Raw genomic sequence first — 20,160 nt, 5'->3', positions numbered from 1 at the left:
GTCTGTTTACTGTACCAAGTATTTTTTTACTTCTCCTTGCATGGTATGTGGGGAGAGTTGATCTGCTGCTTGCTTGATGAGTACCTCGAATGGAAGAGGTAGGGATAGGTATTAAGGATGCGCACTTACCGTTTCTATTCACAAGCACAAGAAGCTCAATGATTACTCACCCCTCTCGCCGTCAGCGAAGACAGCTTCGCTGGCGTTTTTATTTACGCTAGAGAAAGGGTAGTAACACCATGGCAAGCTTTCACCACCGGATCAAGAGCGGCAAGAAGGGAACCGCAGCAGGTCACGCAGACTACATCACTCGGAAAGGGAAACATAGCCGTCGAGAAGACCTAATCGACGAGGGGCATGGCAACATGCCGGAGTGGGTCGGAGATACACCATCTCTGTACTGGAAGACAGGTGACAAACACGAGCGGGAAAATGGCGCTGTCTATCGCGAGCACGTAATAGCACTGCCGAATGAGTTGACCAACGAGCAGCAAAAAGCGCTGGTCGATGACTTGATCAAAGGATTAGTTGGCACTCGCCCCTACGAGTACGCAGTTCACGCACCGGACGCGTCCCTCGAAGACGCCACCAATACCCACGTCCATGTCATGTTCTCGGACAGAATGCCAGACGGCATCAATCGCTCTCCTGAGCAGACATTCAGCCGCTACAACGCAGAGCATCCTGAACGCGGTGGGCGCAGGAAGGGCAGCGGCGGAAAGAATCGGCTTGCGTTGCGGGACGAGGTCATTGCCATGCGCAAAACGTGCGCCGATTTGCAGAACGCAGCGTTGGAGAAAGCGGGACACTCCGCACGTGTCGATCACCGAAGCCTGAAGGCCCAAGGCATCGATCGCAAACCGGAACGGCACCTTGGGCCAGCTCGCATCCGGAACATGTCGACTGAAGACAAGGAACGATACGTCACCAATCGACACGCTCCGGCGTAGGCTAGACAGCATTCAGAGGGGGATGCAGACGCCGTTTCACGTGGTCATGAACGGCGTCTCACGCCGATCGTAGACGGTCTCGGATTGTTTTTGGCAGTGACGAACAATCCGATCAACGGCGTCATCGTCACGCGAGCAAGGCCTCGATTATTTTTTTGCAAATTTCTTGCGATTTTTCTGCGAATTTTTCTCCCAAAATTTTCAGGAACCGAGGGCGTAACTGCTCGTCGACAGCCGACACCACCGAGGGCGGCACACCCACCCCACCCGGAAGCCGGCAAAATCAGCGACCTTGCCCCGACAAGGGGTTAGGGGTTTCGGACACTGATTTCCAGCACATTCGTCCATGCACCTTCACCGTTCGGTACCGCATTTTTGCCGCCCTCGACGGACGAGTGCGAAACCCGCGATTTGCGCTCGCGCATGCCGAAATATTCGCCATCAGGCTCGCTGGTCAAGCGTACCAGAGCACGGCGCACAGCCAAGAAGCCGAGCACGTCCTTGAGCTTTTCGCGTAGCACAGCGTCATCGGTGCGGACTTCCCCATGCACCCAATCCTGGCCATACAACAGTCTCTCCCGGTCGCTGCGGAAATAGCGTCCCTGTCCTCCGGTCACCTCCACCCAGTACGCACCGACCATGTCTGCATAGTCCTTCAGAACCGCACCGGCCAGCTCCGCCTCCACCCGTTTGTCATCAAGCAGCTTGCGCAGGGCGTCCGTGTCGATCAGCAGCGTCAAATGGAGGTCGTACCGGCCGTCCAGTGACGGCAGAATGGCCCAGACGTACCCGGGCTTGGCCGCGAATAGCGCCGGGTTCCTTCGCATGCGGTCGAAGAGCTTTGTACGGCAATCACGAAGTGCCTGAAGGTCATAGCGCGGGTCCCCCACAGGCGCCGAAGCATGCAGCAGCCGAAGATGCAGAACGGTCAGGCTGGGATGCCGGGTGAACAGATCATCCAGGTACGCGTGCAGGTTCATCAGGTTCTCACGGCTGCCAAAATACCAGTTGTGCAACTCCCGCCGCAAAAACTTCTTGGTCAGCATGGCCTGACGGAATTGGTCCACGAAATCGTTGCAGACCTCCGCCACACTGCGACCGGTATCTTCTGCAAGCGCATTGGGATCACGCTCTGTGCTAGGGCTGATCGGGTGATCAAAGAACACGTCCAGCAGCAGCCGTAGGTGCGGCGGAAGGAGCAAGTCTTTTGCCGCAGGGTGCGACATTAGCCAGTCCTTGATGGATGCCAGAAGCGTCACCAGACGATCCGAGCCCGGAAACGACGGATTCGGGAAGGCGGTCGGCGCGTACGCGGGCACCTGGACAATACGCAGTTCGCCATCCGTATCCCGTTCACGCATCCGTTTCCAGTACATCTCCCCCCGGAGGCGGAATGGTGCAAGCTCGGTTTGCAATGCCGCCCATACGAAACGATCGAGCGAAGCCAGAAGGGCGATGTTCGGGCCGTCCTGGCGGAATGCGACGCCGTCGCGTTCGACGACGAAATTCAGGTAGCGGTTAGCAAATGCGGCGCACCCGTAAAGGGTACGCTGATCGATGGTGCTGGGTAGGTTCAGTTGGTTCATGATGGAGTTGCGGCATCGAGTGTGCCGGCACAAAGCTGCGCAGTCGCGCTGCGCAGCGTGCAGGAGGGAATGCCCGCCACCGGACGGTGGACGGGCGTGCGGAGGGGATCAGATCCCCGACGGCAGATACGAGGGGGAGGTGGGCAACTCCACCACGTCGACGCTATGACCGTTGATCGTGCGTGGCACCAGCAAGAGTTGACCTGACGCGTAAATCGCCATCAGCGCCTTCTTCGTACGCTGCGGCATCCACTTCATGTTCTTCGCCAACGACACGATTTGCGACTCACGCATGCACGTTGTGCCCGCTGCACGGAACAGTTGGAGAATCGGCGGCAAAAGGACATGTGCGTCCAGTTCGTCCTGCGGCACAGGCGTAGGCGTGGGCGGGAAAACGACGCCCAACCACTGACCAACCAGATAGTCCGCCACGACTATGGCGCTGCGCATCATGTCTAGCGTGACGACGCGGCCGGAACCCTCGTAGAGCTGAAAAAGCGTGGCCAATACGCTGACGATCTCGTGGTAGCGAGCGGCCACGGCCGGCGCTTGTGCAAGCGGACCCTGCTCGGCCATGAAGTCATATCGGGACTGCGCCTGGTTCTGCGCATGGCTTGCCTCCATCGCCACATCCATCGCGAACAGATTGGCGAGACCGAGGTTGCCGTTGGCCTTGCTCTGTTCGAGCAGCTCGGACACGCGAATGTCCCAGTCCTCCAGACCACCCTCTGCTTGCGGGTATCGACCGATCGCGCTCTTATCAACCTTCGCGTACGATCGAACCATCCAAACGCGCTGAAGAAAGCCTGATCCCAGCGCCTTCTTGCGACGCATCTCCAACCAGTCCTCATACCGATCCGGCTGGATGAGCACAACCGTGGTGAAGCGCGTCACGCCCTTGGTCTTGCGTTCACCAATATGGCCTTTCGATCGCGTGATCACCGGAACAAATCCATCACCCAAGTCAATCTGCAGGGCGAAGTCACGCCCGAATGCAGTATCAAAGAAAGCGTCACCCTCATGATGCCCACAGAAGCCAAGCACCGGTGACACGCGCTTGATGCCCTGCGGCGTCGAATCATCGAATTCCCACTGATGCGGCCAGTCCTGCATGGCCTCCATGACGGGCTGCAGGAGGCGGCGAAGCATCACTGATTTGCCGCTTGCTGGGACACCAATGACGTGGATGATCACGCCCAAAGGCACAGGGTCCCCCTTGCTATCGCACCCATTTCCAGCGCCTTGGCAAGCGAAGCTGAGCGTCCCCAGCATGTCGCCCAAGGCGATGTCGAACGACCCTCCGTAACGGTTGTGAAGGTTCCAAACAACCTTGTTCAAACGCGGCGGCAAAGCTGCCACCGCTTCAAGCGCACCGGGAAATTGCCAGGGTACGGCCGGGGCGTAGTAGCCGTAGCCGACCGGTTGTTGAGGGGAGACAGATGGCAGGGGCATAAATGCCCCGCCACCGTGGTAGGCGGGAGCGTTCATCATTTGCCTTCCTTCTCGTTCTCACCCGGCGCTTGCGCGGACTCACCAGCCGACGCAACCTGGGTGGACATATCGGCGCCCTTGCCTGGCACCGGCTCGCCGCGGCGTTTGGCCTCGGCGGCGAGCAGCTCATCGAACTTCAAGTTGGTAATCGACACGTCGTGCTCGGCCAACGTCTTGACCATCGCGCTCTTCGAAACGCCCGCGTTCAACTGGTCACGGATGGCCGGATACACCTCGGTGAACAACGCTACGCGCTCACGGTCACGCTTGGCCTTTGGCGACTCAAGGCCGCGGATTGCCTTCTTGAGCGTTTCGACGTCGCTCTTCGAGCCGTCGGGGGAATTCAGTTTTGCCATGTCCGCCCCCTTACGATGCCGCGCCGGAACGGCGCTTCTTTTTGGTCGCCACTAGGCCATCGCCACTGGGATTGCGCACATGGTCCAAGATGGCCTGAAGGAGCGCCACGCACGCACGTATCTGAGGCTCGATGAACGTATAGCGCAGTGCCTCCTCAGCCTTATGCTCATCGAGCCAGTGTTGGAAGCGATAGCGCTGGTCATCAATGACCTCTTCGAGACACGACCCGATGGCTTCGAGCAATTCCTGCTGGCCTGCGCCACCTCCTTCACGGCGCTGATCGTCAGCGGTGGCTTCGGCATTTGCCTGCTTAGGCGCGACAGGCAGTTTGCCGAAGATGTCGGCGAACGCATCGGTTGAGGCGTTGGAAATGCGCTTGTTTGCTTTGCTCATGGCGGGCCTCCTTACACCGATGCGCACAGTTGTGCGCGAGAGGCGATCCATGCGTCCACGTCGAATTCGAGGAATCCGACCGACCGCGCCGTGAGGTGAATCTTGCGGGGGAAGGTCGGGTCGGTCGCCATCAGCACGTACACGGTCGCACGCGACAGGCCCGTACGCTCCACAACCTGTTTCATGCGCAAGATGCGCAGTGCCTTGTCGAGCTGGCGAGACATGGAGTTGGCATCGTTGCCACCTCCACGATAGAAGGAACTGGATTGCCCCGAAACGGCAGAGGCTTGTTGGTTTGACATGGGAACTTCTCCATCACTGTGATGGTGAACGAAGTGTTTGTACTCGTTCACCGAGGTCCGGCGTGTGCCGTGAGTGATGAAGAATTCGGCCGGAACCGTAGTTCCGGGCAAGCCCTGTATGGAGAGGCATGTCCGCCCTTGTCCAGCAAGGCTCGAAGGCGCCCAGGCCGGAACGGGGCGGAACTCGCCCCGGAACTACTTCCGCTTGGTGACGGGGAAAATACTGGTCGTGGACTGCGCCTTGTCCTCTCGGAGCAGGCGACGAACGTAGCTCTCGGAAACGTTGAATTCTTCCGCCGTTTGCTTGGTCGGCGCCTTCACTTTCGGGACAGCAATTTCCAGAGCTTTCCGGTAGGCAACAAGTTCCTTCCTCTGCTTATCGGTGAGCTCGCACTTGTCGGTACCCTGTGGTTCCGAGGAGTCTTTAGGCAGCACGACGCCAGGCTCATCCTCTGCCGTCATGTCGGAGTGCAGCAAGCCGTGTCGATCAAGGTAATCGATGGCTGACTGGCGCGGAATGTAACAGCGAAGGGTCATCGCTTTCACCGGAAGACCCGATTGCGTACACGCTACCAATCTGCCTGCGGCAAACTCCTCACGCAGAGCTTGCAAGACTTTATCGAAATGCCGCTCGCGCAACCCACGCTGCTGTTCGACATACGCTGCGGTCATCAAAACCGGCTCCCATGCTGGATGGTTGGGCAATCGGAAGTAGGCATCCATGAATGCAATCGCATCGTCCTCTGTCATCGGGTAACGCAGCAGGGGCAATTGGGGCAATACAACTTCCAGTGCACGCCGGTCGCGGTCATCCAATTGATAGGGCAGCGAAAACTCGACGACTGCTGGATGCGTAGCATCCGCAAACGGCAATTCCAGCGCGACGTGCTCGCGTGTGCCGTGTTGCTCTGAGACCAACAATTGGTCCAGCGTCAGGCCATCTTGGGAGAGAAGCGCGGGCTCAAACCCAGCCTGAGACGGCCAGCTTTGATTGATCGCCGGCTGCGCCATGGGAATCTGGTGTTTGACCACCTTGCCGACGATGCACTCGATGCCTTCAGGCTCTTGATCTCTCACAGGGTAGGCCGCTTGAGCGATAGCCTTGCAGAAACTGTGATACTCAATGAGGGTGCCGGGCGGGAGCTGAATGCGAGCTTGCACTTGTACGCCTTATGTCAGTGTCGTAAGTTTCACCGAGTATAAGGACAGAAATACACGTCGTCATATGGTGCGAGTGCCCCAAGGCGAGTCGATATGGGGCGCACCGGGTAGCTTTGCTACCGTAGCCACAAGTGACGAACAGCGGCGGGTTTTTTGTTCCAGATCAGCACGCCATCGCTGACGGCAATCAGCCCATGGCGCTTATGGGAATAAGCTCCGCACCAGCCTTTAGCTTGTCCAGATAATCCGCCCACTTTTGCATCATCGTCCGCCGCTCCTTGATGAATTTCGTGCGGTTGTATGCCTTGCCGAGCGTGTCGGGCACGGCATGAGCAAGCTGATGCTCGATCACTTCGGGCTTTTGCTCCAATTCCTCGTGAAGAATCGTACGTGCCATCGCCCGAAATCCGTGGCCGGTGATTTCTGTCCGCGTGTCATAGCCCAAGCGACGCAGGGCTGCATTGACTGCGGCATCGCTCATAGGGCGTTGAGCCGAGCGCGCTCCCGGAAAGACGTAACGACCGTTGCCAGTCAGTGCGTGAAGCTCACGCAGAATCTGAACGGCCTGCGATGCGAGCGGAACCAAATGCTCGGTCTTGGTTTTCGTGACAAGGTATCGCCACTCACCCTTGTCGAGATCGAACTGAGCCCATTCGGCCTTGCGCAACTCGCCAGGCCGGGTGAACAACATGGGCGCAAGCTTCAGCGCACACAGAACAGGGAAAGTGCCGGAAAAGCCATCAAATGCCCGAAGCATGGCGCCGACCTTCGCGGGCTCGGTAATCGAAGCGAAGTGCGTCGTCTGCGCCGGTGGGATGGCATTGACCAAATCACGAGCCGGGTCAAACTTGCAATAGCCTTCCTTGATTCCATAGCGGAATGCGCGGCTGATCTCACCTCGGACCTTGTGAGCCGTGAACCGGGCACCACGGCTGTCGATCCGTTTAAGGACCGTCAGAACCTCAGGAGCATCGATTTCCGCTACCGGTCGCTTGCCAATCCAAGGGAAAACGTCCTTTTCGAAGCGAGCCTTGGTCTTCGCCATCGACCCAGCCGTAACGTACGGCTTGAGTTCATCCATCCAGCCAAGTGCAACTGCCTCGAAGGAATTGGTCGCCGCCAGACGTACCGCCCGCTTTTCGGCTTTCTTCGCTTCTCCTGGATCAATGTCGGCCGCGAGCTTCTTCCGCGCGTCGTCGCGCTTCTCGCGTGCAACCGCCAACGAAACGTCCGGATAGACGCCCAGTGCGAGCCGCTTTTCCTTGCCAGCGAAGCGATACTTGAGCCGCCAGTATTTCCCGCCCGAGGGCGCGACCTCCAAGTACATGCCACCCCCATCAGCAAGGCGGTACGGCTTTTCGCGGGGCGTCGCTTTGCGAACGGCGATGTCGGTCAATGGCATGGGGCACCTTACAACCCGAGGGGGCATTTTTCTCGGGGGCACTTACCAAATGACCAGATTCCCCCAGAGGTGCCCCCACATGCCCCCGGATTCAGACGGGCAGCGCTGGACAACGCTGGAATAAAAAACCCGTGAAGCCTTATGCTATCACGGGTTTCAAGACTTCCAAGGATGCCCTTGGATAGGTGTTTGGTGCCGGCTGCAGGACTCGAACCCGCCACCTGATGATTACAAATCAACTGCTCTACCAGATGAGCTAAGCCGGCAAAGAAACGCGATTCTAACCTAACACGCGTTACTTGACGACCTTTAGCGCAGGCTTGCCACCGATGCGCGGCACATTCGGCGGTGTCGGGTCGTCTTCCGGGCCAGTTTCGGCTTCGGCAGGGACCGGCGCAGGCATGGATTCGGAGTCCACTGCGGCCAGCTTGGGCGGCGGATTGTTCTCGCGTTCGGTCGCGGCCTGCACCGTCGGCGTGCTGCGTTCCACCGGGAATGCCATACCCTGCCCGTTCTCGCGCGCATACACAGCAAGCACGTTTTCGATCGGCACCTCGATCTTGCGAGACACGCCCGAGAAGCGTGCGTGGAACGTGATCCACTCGTTGCCCATGTCGAGCTGGCTGGTCGCGTCAAAGCTCACGTTCAGCACGATCTCGTCGTTCTTGACGAACTCGCGCGGCACGTTGGTACTGTTGTCGACGAAGACAGCGATGTACGGCGTGAAGCCGTTGTCCGTGCACCATTCGTAGATTGCACGGATCAGATAGGGCTTGGTGGAAGTTTCCGACATGATGAAATCAGTGACCGTTGGGCGCGGCCGCGCGCAGGCTCGACCCGAGCGCGGCGCGACCCGGCGGCAATCAGCGGCGCATGACCTTTTCCGACGGCGTCAGCGCTTCAATATACGCCGGACGGCTAAAGATACGCTCAGCGTATTTCATCAGCGGGGCGGCGTTCTTCGAGACTTCAATGCCGTAGTGGTCCAGGCGCCACAGCAGCGGCGCAATCGCCACGTCGAGCATCGAGAACTCTTCGCCCAGCATGTACTTGTTCTTCAGGAAGATCGGAGCCAGCTGCGTAAGGCGATCGCGGATGGCCGCACGTGCCTTCTCGTGATTCTTCTCGGCGGCCTTGCCCTTTTCGTTCTCGAGCACGGAGACGTGCGTGAACAGTTCCTTCTCGAAGTTGAACAGGAACAGGCGGGCGCGGGCGCGCTGCACCGGATCGGCCGGCATCAGCTGCGGGTGCGGGAAGCGCTCGTCGATGTACTCATTGATGATGTTCGACTCGTACAGAATCAGGTCGCGTTCAACCAGGATGGGCACCTGGCCGTACGGGTTCATCACCGCGATATCTTCCGGCTTGTTGAAGAGATCGACGTCGCGAATCTCGAAATCCATGCCCTTTTCGAACAGGACGAGGCGGCAACGCTGCGAGAACGGGCAAGTGGTGCCCGAGTACAAGACCATCATGGTTGTAGTTCCTTGGCGCATGGGCCGGGGGCGGCCCGATGACGGTACAACCGTGACGACAAATGACATCGCCACGGCACAAAAAGCGAAAAGGCAAAGGGCTAGAGCCAGTTCTCCACCGGCCTAGCCCTTGCCCGGAAAACACGGATTTTACTTGATGTCCTTCCAATAGGCCGCATTCAGGCGCCAGGCCAGCACGAAGAACACGCCAATGAACAACAGTACCCAGACGCCGAGACGTTTGCGCAAGTTGCCGGCGGGCTCAGCCATCCAGTCCAAATAGCTGACCAGGTCGGCCACCGCCTGGTCATATTCGACCTTGTTCATCTTGCCGGGGACCGACACCTCAAGGCCGACGAGCTTCTTCTCGGCCTCGCCGTGCTCGGACTTCACTTCGGCGTACTTCGCCACTTGCTGGCCTTGCAGCTCCCACAGCACATGCGGCATGCCGACCTTGTCGAAGACCAGGTTGTTCCAGCCGGTCGGACGCGTGTCGTCACGGTAGAACGTGCGCAGGTAGGTGTAGAGCCAGTCGCTGCCGCGCGCGCGGGCGATCACCGAAAGGTCCGGCGGTACGGCGCCAAACCACTTCTTTGCGTCCTCGCGGTCCATGGCGATGTGCATCGTGTCGCCGACTTTGTCCGACGAGAACAGCAGGTTCTGCTTGATCTGCTCCTCGCTCAAACCGATGTCGCGCAGGCGGTTGTAGCGCATGGCGCTCGCGCCGTGGCAGTTCAGGCAGTAGTTGACGAACAGCTTGGCGCCGCGCTGCAGCGCAGACGTGTCGCTGGACTGGTTGGGCGCCGGATCGAGCGGCACGCCGCCCTCATTGGCCATCACGGGCGCGGCAAACACGAGACCGGCCAAGGCGAAAATCGCAAGCAGCTTTTTCATTCTTGTGTCCTTCATGGGTCCTTGTGCGCGGGCTCTATCAGTGCGGCGTGAACGTGACGCGCTCGGGCACTGGCTTGAACGTCCCGATCTGGCTCCAGATCGGCATCGCGAGGAAGAACGCGAAGTACAGAATGGTGCCGATCTGCGAGATGATCGAACCGACCGGGCTCGGCGGCTGAATGCCCAGGTAACCCAGGACCGCAAAGGCGATCACGAAGAGGATCAGTAGCGTCTTGTGGAAGCCAGGGCGATAGCGAATCGACTTGACCGGCGAGTGGTCCAGCCACGGCAGGAAGAAGAAGATCACCACCGAACCGCCCATCACAACCACGCCCCAGAACTTCGCGTCGATGAACTTGAAGCCCAGTGCCAGGATCACGGCCACAGCCACGGCCACCACTTTGACATTCATACTCTTCGTGCGAGCGAACAGCAGACCCAGCATGATCGCGATGAAGCCCCACAACCACGGCAGGAAGTCCGACGTGGTCGCGCGCAGCATCGAGTAGAACGGCGTGAAGTACCAGACCGGCGCAATGTGTGGCGGCGTCTTCAGCGAGTCTGCCGGGATGAAGTTGTTGGCTTCCAGGAAGTAGCCGCCCATTTCCGGCGCGAAGAACACGATCGCGCTGAAGATGAACAGGAACACCGCCACGCCGACGATGTCGTGCACCGAGTAATACGGGTGGAACGGAATGCCGTCGAGCGGAATGCCGCGCTCGTCCTTCTTGGCCTTGATCTCGACGCCGTCCGGATTGTTCGAACCCACTTCGTGCAGCGCGATGATGTGCGCCACCACCAGGCCCAGCAGCACCAGCGGCACGGCGATGACGTGGAACGAGAAGAAGCGGTTCAGCGTCGCGTCCGACACCACGTAGTCACCGCGGATCCACAGCGACAAGTCCGGACCGATCAGCGGGATGGCGGAGAACAGGTTCACGATGACCTGCGCGCCCCAGTACGACATCTGACCCCACGGCAGCAGATAGCCCATGAAGGCTTCTGCCATCAGGCACAGGAAGATCAGGCAGCCGAAGATCCAGACCAGCTCGCGCGGCTTACGGTACGAGCCGTACAGCATGCCGCGGAACATGTGCAGATACACGACGATAAAGAACGCCGAAGCGCCGGTTGAGTGCATATAGCGCACCAACCAGCCCCACGGCACCTCGCGCATGATGAACTCCACGCTCGCATAGGCGACGGGAATGCCGGCGGCGTTGAGCGTGCCGTCCGGCTTGTAGTTCATCACCAGGAAGATGCCCGTGACGATCTGGATCACCAGCACCAGCAGCGCCAGCGATCCGAAGAAATACCAGAAGTTGAAATTCTTCGGCGCGTAGTACTCCGACAGATGCGCCTTCCACAGCTCCGATGCCGGGAAGCGCGCATCGATCCAGCCCAGCAGCCCGGTTGTCTCCACCTTCTTCTCGGCCATGATCAAGCCTCTCCTTTCTCGTCTTTACCGATCACCAGCTTCGTGTCGGACAGGAACATGTACGGCGGAACGTCGAGGTTCTGCGGCGCGGGCTTGTTCTTGAACACGCGGCCAGCCAGGTCGAACGTGGAGCCGTGGCACGGGCAGACGAAGCCGGGGTCTGCGGCGAGTTGCACGTTGGCGCCCGCGGGAAACGGACCAGACGGGGAGCAACCAAGATGGGAACAGATGCCGACCACGACCAGCAGGTCTTTATGCTCGGCACGGGAGCGGGTTTCGTTCTTGCAGTAGTCCGGCGTCTTCATGGTGAAGGGCACGTCGGACTTGGGGTCTGCGACTTCGTTATCGGTCTTCTTGAGCGATTCCAGCATGTCCGGCGTGCGTTTGAGCAGCCAGACCGGCTTGCCGCGCCATTCCACCACCTTCATCTGGCCCGGGGCCAGGTCGCTCACGTCCGCCTCTACGGGCGCGCCCGCTGCGCGGGCTTTTTCAGATGGTGCGAATGTGCAAACGAAAGGGGCCGCAACTGCAACCCCTCCCACACCACCAGCCACGGACGTCGCAATCAATAGATTGCGGCGACCCTTGTCCACGTTTTGCTGGTCACTCATGCAAGACCCCAGGGTGAGAAATCAAGATAGATTCGCGTCAACCAAAAATTATACCCGAGCGTACCTAGCCAACGGTAGCGGTCGCGGGGGGCGTCCGTTGCGGATATAGTGGTCGCACCGATTGCCCTCCAGCCCAGTCCAGGCAAGGCTTCGGCATGTCTCTTGCAACCTCGCTTTCAACAATTCAGGTCAACCGTTCGCTAGCTTGACCGTTTGTCTCGAATCAAACAATCCGGAGAAAACCGATGGCACTGATGCAAGACTTCAAAAAATTCGCGATGCGCGGCAACGTGATCGACCTCGCAGTAGGCGTGATCATCGGTGCGGCGTTCGGCAAAATCGTCGATTCGCTCGTCAATGATCTGATCATGCCGCTGATTAGCCGCATCGTTGGCAAGCTGGATTTCTCGAACCTGTTCATCCAGCTGGCAGAGGCGCCCGCCGGTGTGCCGCATACCCTGGCTGATTTGAAGAAGGCAGGCGTGCCGGTCTTCGCCTATGGCAACTTCATCACCGTGGCGGTCAATTTTCTGATTCTGGCGTTTATCGTATTTCTGATGGTGCGCGCCATCACGCGCATGATCGACGCCAACCCGCCGGCTGCCCCCGCCGAAACACCAGAAGACATCCAACTGCTGCGCGAGATTCGCGACAGCCTGAAGAACAAGCCGTAATCGGACGTCGACTCACACCGGATTCGGGATATCGATGAAGGTGTGACGCACACCGAAGCGCTCGGCCAGATGAGTGCCGAGCGCCCGAACGCCACCGCGCTCGGTGGCGTGGTGACCCGCACCGATATAGGCAACACCCGATTCACGCGCAAGATGCGTGGTCTGCTCCGACGCTTCACCGCTCAGATACACGTCTACACCGGCGGCCACGGCGGCATCAAACCAGCCTTGGGCACCGCCTGTGCACCAGCCGATTGTGCGCACCGGGCGATCCCCCTCGCCGATCACAAGCGGCTCCCGGTTCAGCTTTGCCGACACCGTCTGCGCGAAATCGCCCAGCGTGGTTGCTTCGGCAAGCGTACCAATCCAGCCAAGTTCGTCGTCGCCGAACCTGCCCTGAGGCGAGATGCCCAGCAACGCACCCAGCTGCGCGTTGTTGCCGAGCCCAGGATGCGCATCGAGCGGCAAGTGATACGCGAACATGTTGAGATCGTGCGCCAGAAGTTGCTTCAAGCGCGCATGCTTCTGGCCTACGACACGGCCATCCTCTCCCTTCCAGAAGTAACCGTGATGCACGAGGATGGCGTCGGCACGCGCTTCGATGGCGGCTTCGATCAGCGCCAGGCTAGCGGTCACCCCCGTCACGATATGCGCAATGGTGTCGCGCCCCTGTACCTGGAGACCATTGGGGCAATAGTCCCGAAAACGGGCCGCCTGCAACAGGTCGTTCAAGTACAATTCAAGTTCTTTTCGATCCATTTGGACTCAACTTCGCTCTATGTTGCGCCGCTTTTGGCTGTTTTTTGCGCAAGCCGTCACGGTCGTCCTGGCCGTCTGGTTTGTGATCGCCACGCTCAAGCCTGATTGGCTGCAGCGCGGCAAGGTCGCAGTGCAATCCGGCTCGCCCATCGTCGCGCTGAAGGAAGTCGCGCCGATCGGCCACGGCGGCACCTCCAGCAACTCCTACGCGGAAGCGGCCAAGGTGGCGATGCCGGCGGTGGTCAACATCTTCAGCAGCAAGAACGCGCCGAAGCGTGGCAGCAGCCCACAAGCCAGCGCAGATCCGTGGTTTCGCTTCTTCTTCGGAGACCGCGCTCCTGAGCAACGCCAAGAACCCACGGCCAGTCTCGGCTCGGGCGTGATCGTCAGCTCGGAAGGCTACATTCTAACGAACCACCACGTAGTAGACGGGGCCGACGAGATCGAAGTCGCCCTGACCGACGGCCGCAAGGCCAACGCGAAGGTGGTCGGCTCGGATCCCGAAACCGACTTGGCCGTCCTCAAGATCAACCTACCGAATTTGCCCGCCATTACGCTGGGCCGGCTGGAGAATGTGCGCGTCGGCGACGTGGTGCTCGCCATCGGCAACCCGTTCGGCGTGGGCCAGACGGTGACGATGGGCATTGTCTCCGCACTGGGACGCAGCCACTTGGGCATCAACACCTTCGAGAATTTCATCCAGACCGACGCCGCGATCAACCCAGGCAACTCGGGCGGCGCCCTGGTTGATGCCGACGGCAACCTCCTCGGGATCAACACCGCGATCTACTCGCGCTCGGGCGGCTCGCTGGGCATCGGCTTCGCGATTCCGGTATCGCTGGCCAAGCAGGTGATGGAGTCGATTATCTCGACCGGTAGCGTGGTCCGCGGCTGGATCGGTGTTGAACCGCAGGATGTGACGCCGGAAATTGCCGAGTCGTTTGGCCTGTCGCGCAAGGATGGCGCGCTGATTGCCGCCGTGGTCCAAGGTGGCCCGGCGGACAGGGCGGGCCTGCACCCGGGGGACATTCTCACCAGCGTGAATGGTCAACCGATCCTGGATACGACGGCGCTGCTGAACAGCATCGCGCAGCTGAAACCCGGTGCGGAAGCCAAGGTGACGGTGTCGCGCAAGGGCAAGGCGGTAGAGCTGACCATCGTTGTCGGCAAACGTCCGCCGCCAACGCGCCGCAACGTACCGATGCCCTCGCAGGACGACGAAGAACAGCAGTAAGCAGCAGGCTTCGGAATATACAAACGGCGGCCAGATGTGCCGCCGTTTTTTATGCGCGCACGCTTGAGAATCAAGCCGGCATGTTGATGAGGTGAGAGGCTGCCTTGATGCCACCCTCCGTCCGACCGGCGATCAGGCGTACCAACAGCTGCGCTGTGTGGATGGGAGCGCCCTGTCCTGCGAGGCCAGACAGGCGGCGCGTCTGGGCGTGTGCCGAAGCACTGCAGTCAGCGTGACGCCCCGCCCCCGCTTCGCCCGCGTCAGCACCATCAGCGGAGACATCTTGCACATAGGCGATAGGCGCGCCGGCGTCAGCCAAGCCAGCCCTGGACCCCGCCTCAGTCATGGAGAAGCACGCGAATCGTTCGCACAAAGAAAAACGCCGACCCCTTTCGGGATCGGCGTTTAACCGTTTAATTCGATGCACCCTTACGAGCGCGTCAAATTAGAACTTGTGACGCAGGCCAACCGTAGCACCGAACTGGTTGTTGTTGTTGTTCGGACCCGAGAACACTTGGCTGCCGCTCGTCAGCGTCGTGCCAGCGTAGCTAGCATTGTTCAGGCCCAGCACGCCCAGACCCGAGCCGCCGCTGTTCTTAGCATAGGCCAGGTTGAAGTACGCGTCGGTGCGCTTCGACAGAGCGTAGTCGGTGCCGACCACGAACAGCCACGGGTTGCCCGTACCGCTGTTCTTGAACTGTTGGTAGTAGGCCGTGCCCGTCAGCGACAGAGCCGGAGTAGCTTGGTAACCCAGGCCAGCCCAGTACAGGTTCGAACGCAGGTTGCCGTTGCCAGCAACAGTTGCGTAGTTAGCCTTGTACCAACGGTAGCCAGCGTACAGCTTGGCCGGGCCGAAAGCGTACGTGCCAGCGATCGTGGCGCGTTGTTCGCGGTTGTCGCTACCAACGGTCGTCGAGTTGGTCTGGTCATACACTGCGCCGATACCCAGCGGGCCGCCAGCGTAGTTAGCACCCAGGCTCCACTCGCGGCCGGTCTTGCTGCTGCCAGCCACTTCGTTGCCGTTGTAGTTGAACGAGTACAGACCGGAGACGCTCAGGCCACCGAACGTGCCGACGTACTTGACGGCGTTGTCAGCACGACCAGAGAAGAAGGCGTCTTGCGCAGCCAGCGAGTAACGCGTGGCGATTGCCATCGGGTCATAGACCAGCGAGAAGTCATACAGCAGGTTTTGCTGACGACCCAGGGTCAGTTGACCCCACTGGCCTTGCAGACCAACGTAGGCGTTACGACCGAACAGACGGCCACCTTGAGCCGACGTGCCGGTGTCCAGGTTAAAGCCGCTTTCCAGGTTGAAGATACCCTTCAGGCCACCGCCCAGGTCTTCAACGCCACGCAGGCCCCAACGCGAGCCCGACAGGCCGCCCGAATCCAGGCCAAAACGCGAGCCGCTCGAACCAGCGGTTGCGCCCGGCACCTTGTTTGCGTAGGTCAGACCAGCGTCGACCACGCCGTACAGGGTCACGGAGGATTGTGCATAGGCGCCACCGGCGGCCAAAGCTGCAACAGCAGCTGCAAACAGTTTCATCTTCATATCGACACTTTCCTTGTCAACTGATTGGGAAATCTTGACTGTCCTTATGGACGACGCAGATACCTCACGTCTGACCGCATTATGTGCCAGCGCTGACTGATTCCGGAAACCCTTTCTGGCTCTGGGCCGCGATTTGCGGCCAAGTTGTTGCTCATGGGCAACACGCGCCCAGCCCCATTGAGAGGGGGGCGCGACCCGCTTGTTGCGCGGTGGCACAGGGGTTGGCGGGCGATTGTCACCCTCTTACTGCGCAACAAATTTGGCAGTCGGTGACAGTTCTGAATTGTCGCCTTCGCACCACGTTACGGCAATAAGTGCTTCCTTGTCCTCTTTTTTATCGGCCGAGTGCGGCGTGCCATCGCTTTAGGAAATCGGCACGGCGGAGCTGATCTTGATGGGCGAGTAAACCCGGGCCAACGGGAATGGGCCGATGCGTGTTTCCCAGTTCGGCGAGCAGGCGCTTGGCGGTGAGCCCAGTCTCAACGTCCTGGCGCAGCGAAAACAGGAACGCACGGTCCGCCATCACGCTCTGGCCGTCGCGCGAGAGCATGAAGTCGAGCCAGAGGCGCGCGGCGTTCGGGCGGGCAGCGCGCCGCGCAATGAAGGCGACGCGCGTAGCGACCAGCGTGTAGTCGGTCGGCATCTTGATGGCGAGCGCCGGGTTGCGATCGGCGTAGCGTGCGGCGTACGAGCCGATCACGTTGTAGGCGAGCAGGCTTTCGCCGGAAGCGACGCGCTCCAGCATCGCGGCCGTGGTGATGTACAGGTTGACGTTGACGCCGCCCAATGCCTTGGCAACATCCCAGAACACCGGCGTTGTGCGGGCGTCTTCGGCGGCGAAGAGGAACGCGGAGCCGGAGTGTTCGATGTCGTAGGAGGCGACGCGACCGCGCAGCAAGTCACGATGGCTATTCAGAATGCGGGCGAAGTCGGCATGGGTGGAAGGAATCAACTCCGCCGGTAACTGGCGCGTGTTGTAGACGAAGACGACCGGCTCGTAGCTCGTGCCGTACGCCTCGTTCTTCCAGATCGCCCACGATGGCAGGTAAGGCCGCTCGGGCGATGCGTAAGGAAGTGCGTGGCCGTCGTTCACGAGCTTGAACTGCTCGGGCATGGCCGAACTCCAGACCACGTCGGCGCCCGGCGACTTGGCGGCGAATTCTGCGAGGAAGCGGCGGTAGATATCGTCACTGTTCTGCTCGCGGTAGTCGACGGTGATGCCGGGGTAGCGCGTTTCGAAGGCGCGGATCAGCGGGTAGGCGGCAGAGAAATCCGTCGTGGAATACACAGTGACGCGGCCTTCGCGACGCGCGGCGTCGATCATCGCACCGTAGTCGCGCGGGTAGTACGACGGCAACTCCGGGGCCTGGCGGGCCAGCCATTGCCCGTGCGCCCCACGCGCGACGGCGCCGCTTGCAGCCAGCAATGCGGCGGTCTGACAAAGCCAGCGGCGACGGGAATTGGGGATGGACGACATGCCGGTTGGAGCGCATCTGTGCGACGCGTCAGGTGGACGGAGTGATCGGCATGTGGCCGAGATCAAGGCGCCACGCATTATCATGAAAAAGTGGCCAGAACGATATTGAGAGACACCCGATGCGGATCTTGCTGGTGGAGGATGAGGAAGAATTGGCCGCATGGCTGGCGCGCGCGCTGGCGCAAAGCGGCTTCGTGATCGAGCGCGCCGCTGACGGCGTCATCGCGGAAGCCTTCCTGGGCTCCGGAGAATTTGACGCAGTGGTGCTGGACCTGCGCTTGCCGCGCAAGGATGGCTTTGCCGTGCTGGCCGACATGCGCGCGCGCGACGACCGCACGCCGGTGTTGATCCTCACGGCGCAGGGCGCACTGGATGAGCGCGTGCGCGGGCTCAATGCCGGCGCGGACGATTTCCTCACCAAGCCGTTCGCGCTGTCCGAGCTGGAAGCGCGGTTGATGGCGCTTATCCGCCGCAGCCGCGGCCGGGCGTTCCCGCGCCTGCGTTGCGGGCCGCTGGAATTCGATACCGGACGCAAGGCATTCCTGCTGTCGGGCGAGCCGCTATCGCTCACGCCGCGCGAGCACGCCGCACTGTCGGCACTGCTGCACAAGACCGGCCAGCCGATCAGCAAGGTGCATCTGTTCGACAAGGTCTTCAACCTGGACAGCGATTCCAGCCCCGACGCAGTCGAGGTGGTCGTGCACCGCCTGCGCAAGAAGCTGGCGGGCACGGGCGTGCAGATCGTCACCGTACGGGGGCTGGGTTACCTGCTCGAGGCCGGCGATGGTGAAGGGCCCGCCGCCGGCGACAGCAGCGCATGATGCAGCGGCCCGCCTGGCTTCGGCTGCCGCGCAGCCTGAAACTCACGCTGCTCTGGTTGCTGCTGCCGGGGCTGGTAGGTGTGCTGGCGATCGACATCGTCTCGGCGTACCAAGCGCTGCGTGGCGCGACCGACCGCGCGTACGATCGCGCCCTGCTCGGCTCGGTGCGCGCCATCGAAAACGGCGTGACGATCGAGCGCGGCCAGGTGCAGGTCAACGTGCCGTATGTGGCGCTGTCCATGTTCGAATCGACGGCGCAGAGCAACGTCTATTACCGCGTCGCTTTCGAGCCCTTGCCGGGCAAGGCGCCTGAAGCGGCGCTGACCGGCTACGACGATCTGCCGCTGCCCGTCACCCGGCTGGAAAACGACACCCCGCTCTTCTACGACGCGACATACCACGACGAGCCCGTACGCGTGGCCGCCGTGGCCAAGCCGCTCTATCAACCGGGGCTGCCGGCGCGCATCGTCATTCAGGTGGCAGAAACCATCGAGACGCGCCGCGCGCTGCAGCAGGCGGTGTGGCGCGGCACGCTGCTGCGCGATGCAGCGCTGGTGGCGGTCAGCGCCGCGCTGCTGTGGCTCGGCGTAACCGTCGCGCTGCGGCCGCTCAGTCGCCTGGCACGCAGCATCGGCGTGCGCGCGTCGGATGACCTGCGTCCGCTCGACGCCACCGACGTGCCTGCAGAAGTCCGCCCGCTGGTCGACGCGATCAACCACCACATTCATCGCTATGCCGAACTTGCGGAGGCGCAAAGCCAGTTCCTAGCCGATGCGTCGCACCAGTTGCGCACGCCGCTGGCCGTGCTGCTCACGCAAGCGGAATACGCACTGCGCGAAACCGACCCGGTGCGCGTACGCGAAAGCCTGTCCGCCATCATCGCGCGCCTGCAGTCGACGAACCGGCTGACCACACAGCTGCTCGCCCTTGCCCGCGCCCGGCATGCGGGGCAGGATGCGCCGGCCGAAACCTTCGACCTGGGTGTTTTGGCACGCGACGTGGTGGTCGATGCGCTGCCGTTGGCGCGTGAAAAACAGCAGGACCTCGGCTGGGATGACGGCGGCCTCGTCATGGCGCTGCCCGTCATCGGCTATCCGGCCTTCCTGCGCGAGGCGCTCTCCAACCTCGTGCACAACGCCATCCGCTACACGCCGGCCGGCGGACGCATCACCGTACGCGCCACGGCTGACGGCGATGCCGCACTGGTCTGCGTGGACGACACCGGGCCGGGCATGAACGCCGACGAGCGCGCACACGCGTTCCAGCGCTTCCGCCGAGCGCACGAGGGCGGAAGTCGCTCGGGTAAACCCAAGGTCGCGCCCAAAGACGCCCGCTACGCCGCCGAAGGCTCCGGCCTTGGTCTGGCCATCGCGCGAGCCTATGCAGCGCGTAGCGGCGGGCAAATCGAGCTGGCCGACGGGGAGCCGAACGAGTACGGCGGCGTCGGTTTGTCGGCGCGGATCCGCGTGCCGCTGGCGGCTGCGGCAGCCTCGACCGAGCATGCTGCGACGCAGCAGCCGCAATGAAAGCGTGACGAAAGCGCGCGATTTCTATAATCCGCCACACCTGGGGCCATCCGTCCG

General features: G+C 61.1%; 20 protein-coding genes and 1 tRNA gene. 5 read left to right on the top strand and 16 right to left on the bottom strand.

Annotation, left to right across the window (positions count from 1 at the left end):
- Positions 1 to 239: 239 nt before the first annotated feature.
- Entirely contained in the window at positions 240 to 950 is a 711-nt protein-coding gene (locus ACUXH0_RS21920; protein WP_182594612.1) for a MobA/MobL family protein, read from the top strand.
- Positions 951 to 1,258: 308 nt separating this feature from the next.
- Here ACUXH0_RS21920 and ACUXH0_RS21915 read toward each other — a convergent pair whose 3' ends face one another.
- From ACUXH0_RS21915 to petA, 13 genes are all read right to left on the bottom strand, one after another.
- Complete coding sequence (locus ACUXH0_RS21915; protein ID WP_182594613.1) at positions 1,259 to 2,536, bottom strand: YagK/YfjJ domain-containing protein; 1,278 nt, start codon at positions 2,534 to 2,536, stop codon at positions 1,259 to 1,261.
- A 108-nt stretch (positions 2,537 to 2,644) separates the two neighbouring features.
- Entirely contained in the window at positions 2,645 to 4,027 is a 1,383-nt protein-coding gene (locus ACUXH0_RS21910) for a DUF3987 domain-containing protein (protein WP_182594614.1), read from the bottom strand.
- Positions 4,024 to 4,383, bottom strand: a complete 360-nt coding sequence (locus tag ACUXH0_RS21905; RefSeq protein WP_182594615.1) for a hypothetical protein — start codon at positions 4,381 to 4,383, stop codon at positions 4,024 to 4,026. Before ACUXH0_RS21905 ends, ACUXH0_RS21910 begins: the two co-directional genes overlap by 4 nt.
- Before the next feature lie 10 nt (positions 4,384 to 4,393).
- The gene (locus tag ACUXH0_RS21900; RefSeq protein ID WP_182594616.1) at positions 4,394 to 4,777 is read right to left on the bottom strand and encodes a hypothetical protein; all 384 of its coding nucleotides are present in this window, start codon (positions 4,775 to 4,777) and stop codon (positions 4,394 to 4,396) included.
- 11 nt (positions 4,778 to 4,788) lie between these two features.
- Entirely contained in the window at positions 4,789 to 5,079 is a 291-nt protein-coding gene (locus ACUXH0_RS21895; RefSeq protein ID WP_259393742.1) for a helix-turn-helix transcriptional regulator, read from the bottom strand.
- Positions 5,080 to 5,274: 195 nt separating this feature from the next.
- Complete coding sequence (locus tag ACUXH0_RS21890; RefSeq protein WP_182594617.1) at positions 5,275 to 6,240, bottom strand: hypothetical protein; 966 nt, start codon at positions 6,238 to 6,240, stop codon at positions 5,275 to 5,277.
- Between the two features lie 187 nt (positions 6,241 to 6,427).
- Positions 6,428 to 7,642 (bottom strand): tyrosine-type recombinase/integrase, encoded by a 1,215-nt coding sequence (locus ACUXH0_RS21885; RefSeq protein WP_182594618.1) that lies wholly within the window; start codon positions 7,640 to 7,642, stop codon positions 6,428 to 6,430.
- Positions 7,643 to 7,832: 190 nt separating this feature from the next.
- Positions 7,833 to 7,908 (bottom strand) — tRNA-Thr (locus ACUXH0_RS21880).
- A 29-nt stretch (positions 7,909 to 7,937) separates the two neighbouring features.
- Positions 7,938 to 8,435 carry a ClpXP protease specificity-enhancing factor gene (locus tag ACUXH0_RS21875; protein ID WP_004634651.1) on the bottom strand — a complete coding sequence of 166 codons (498 nt, stop codon included), beginning with the start codon at positions 8,433 to 8,435 and terminating at the stop codon, positions 7,938 to 7,940.
- 70 nt (positions 8,436 to 8,505) lie between these two features.
- Positions 8,506 to 9,117 carry a glutathione S-transferase N-terminal domain-containing protein gene (locus ACUXH0_RS21870; protein ID WP_004634649.1) on the bottom strand — a complete coding sequence of 204 codons (612 nt, stop codon included), beginning with the start codon at positions 9,115 to 9,117 and terminating at the stop codon, positions 8,506 to 8,508.
- Positions 9,118 to 9,267: 150 nt separating this feature from the next.
- Complete coding sequence (locus ACUXH0_RS21865) at positions 9,268 to 10,011, bottom strand: cytochrome c1 (protein WP_004634646.1); 744 nt, start codon at positions 10,009 to 10,011, stop codon at positions 9,268 to 9,270.
- A gap of 37 nt (positions 10,012 to 10,048) precedes the next feature.
- Positions 10,049 to 11,452: a cytochrome b gene (locus ACUXH0_RS21860; RefSeq protein WP_024542174.1), complete on the bottom strand. Its 1,404-nt coding sequence runs from the start codon at positions 11,450 to 11,452 to the stop codon at positions 10,049 to 10,051.
- Entirely contained in the window at positions 11,452 to 12,060 is a 609-nt protein-coding gene (petA, locus tag ACUXH0_RS21855) for a ubiquinol-cytochrome c reductase iron-sulfur subunit (protein WP_004634643.1), read from the bottom strand. The genes ACUXH0_RS21860 and petA overlap by 1 nt, the downstream gene beginning before the upstream one ends.
- A gap of 245 nt (positions 12,061 to 12,305) precedes the next feature.
- On the opposite strand from petA, the gene mscL reads away from it, so the two are divergent.
- Positions 12,306 to 12,734, top strand: a complete 429-nt coding sequence (gene mscL, locus ACUXH0_RS21850; RefSeq protein WP_012436552.1) for a large conductance mechanosensitive channel protein MscL — start codon at positions 12,306 to 12,308, stop codon at positions 12,732 to 12,734.
- Between the two features lie 12 nt (positions 12,735 to 12,746).
- On the opposite strand, the gene ACUXH0_RS21845 is transcribed toward mscL, so the two are convergent.
- On the bottom strand, positions 12,747 to 13,493 hold the full coding sequence (locus ACUXH0_RS21845; protein WP_012436553.1) for a Nif3-like dinuclear metal center hexameric protein: 747 nt from the start codon (positions 13,491 to 13,493) through the stop codon (positions 12,747 to 12,749).
- A 19-nt stretch (positions 13,494 to 13,512) separates the two neighbouring features.
- On the opposite strand from ACUXH0_RS21845, the gene ACUXH0_RS21840 reads away from it, so the two are divergent.
- The gene (locus ACUXH0_RS21840) at positions 13,513 to 14,727 is read left to right on the top strand and encodes a Do family serine endopeptidase (RefSeq protein ID WP_012436554.1); all 1,215 of its coding nucleotides are present in this window, start codon (positions 13,513 to 13,515) and stop codon (positions 14,725 to 14,727) included.
- Between the two features lie 445 nt (positions 14,728 to 15,172).
- Here the strand turns inward: ACUXH0_RS21840 and ACUXH0_RS21835 are convergent, their stop codons facing one another.
- Both ACUXH0_RS21835 and ACUXH0_RS21830 read right to left on the bottom strand, forming a co-directional pair.
- Complete coding sequence (locus tag ACUXH0_RS21835) at positions 15,173 to 16,279, bottom strand: porin (RefSeq protein WP_182594619.1); 1,107 nt, start codon at positions 16,277 to 16,279, stop codon at positions 15,173 to 15,175.
- A gap of 334 nt (positions 16,280 to 16,613) precedes the next feature.
- Complete coding sequence (locus tag ACUXH0_RS21830; RefSeq protein WP_012436556.1) at positions 16,614 to 17,756, bottom strand: ABC transporter substrate-binding protein; 1,143 nt, start codon at positions 17,754 to 17,756, stop codon at positions 16,614 to 16,616.
- Between the two features lie 119 nt (positions 17,757 to 17,875).
- On the opposite strand from ACUXH0_RS21830, the gene ACUXH0_RS21825 reads away from it, so the two are divergent.
- Entirely contained in the window at positions 17,876 to 18,577 is a 702-nt protein-coding gene (locus ACUXH0_RS21825; RefSeq protein ID WP_004634631.1) for a response regulator, read from the top strand.
- The gene (locus tag ACUXH0_RS21820; RefSeq protein ID WP_012436557.1) at positions 18,574 to 20,103 is read left to right on the top strand and encodes a sensor histidine kinase; all 1,530 of its coding nucleotides are present in this window, start codon (positions 18,574 to 18,576) and stop codon (positions 20,101 to 20,103) included. Before ACUXH0_RS21825 ends, ACUXH0_RS21820 begins: the two co-directional genes overlap by 4 nt.
- Positions 20,104 to 20,160 lie beyond the last annotated feature (57 nt).

It is taken from the genome of Ralstonia sp. 110700041-2 (assembly GCF_056280165.1).
Note: the sequence above shows the minus strand (reverse complement) of the source record. Positions and strands in the feature narration are given on the sequence as shown.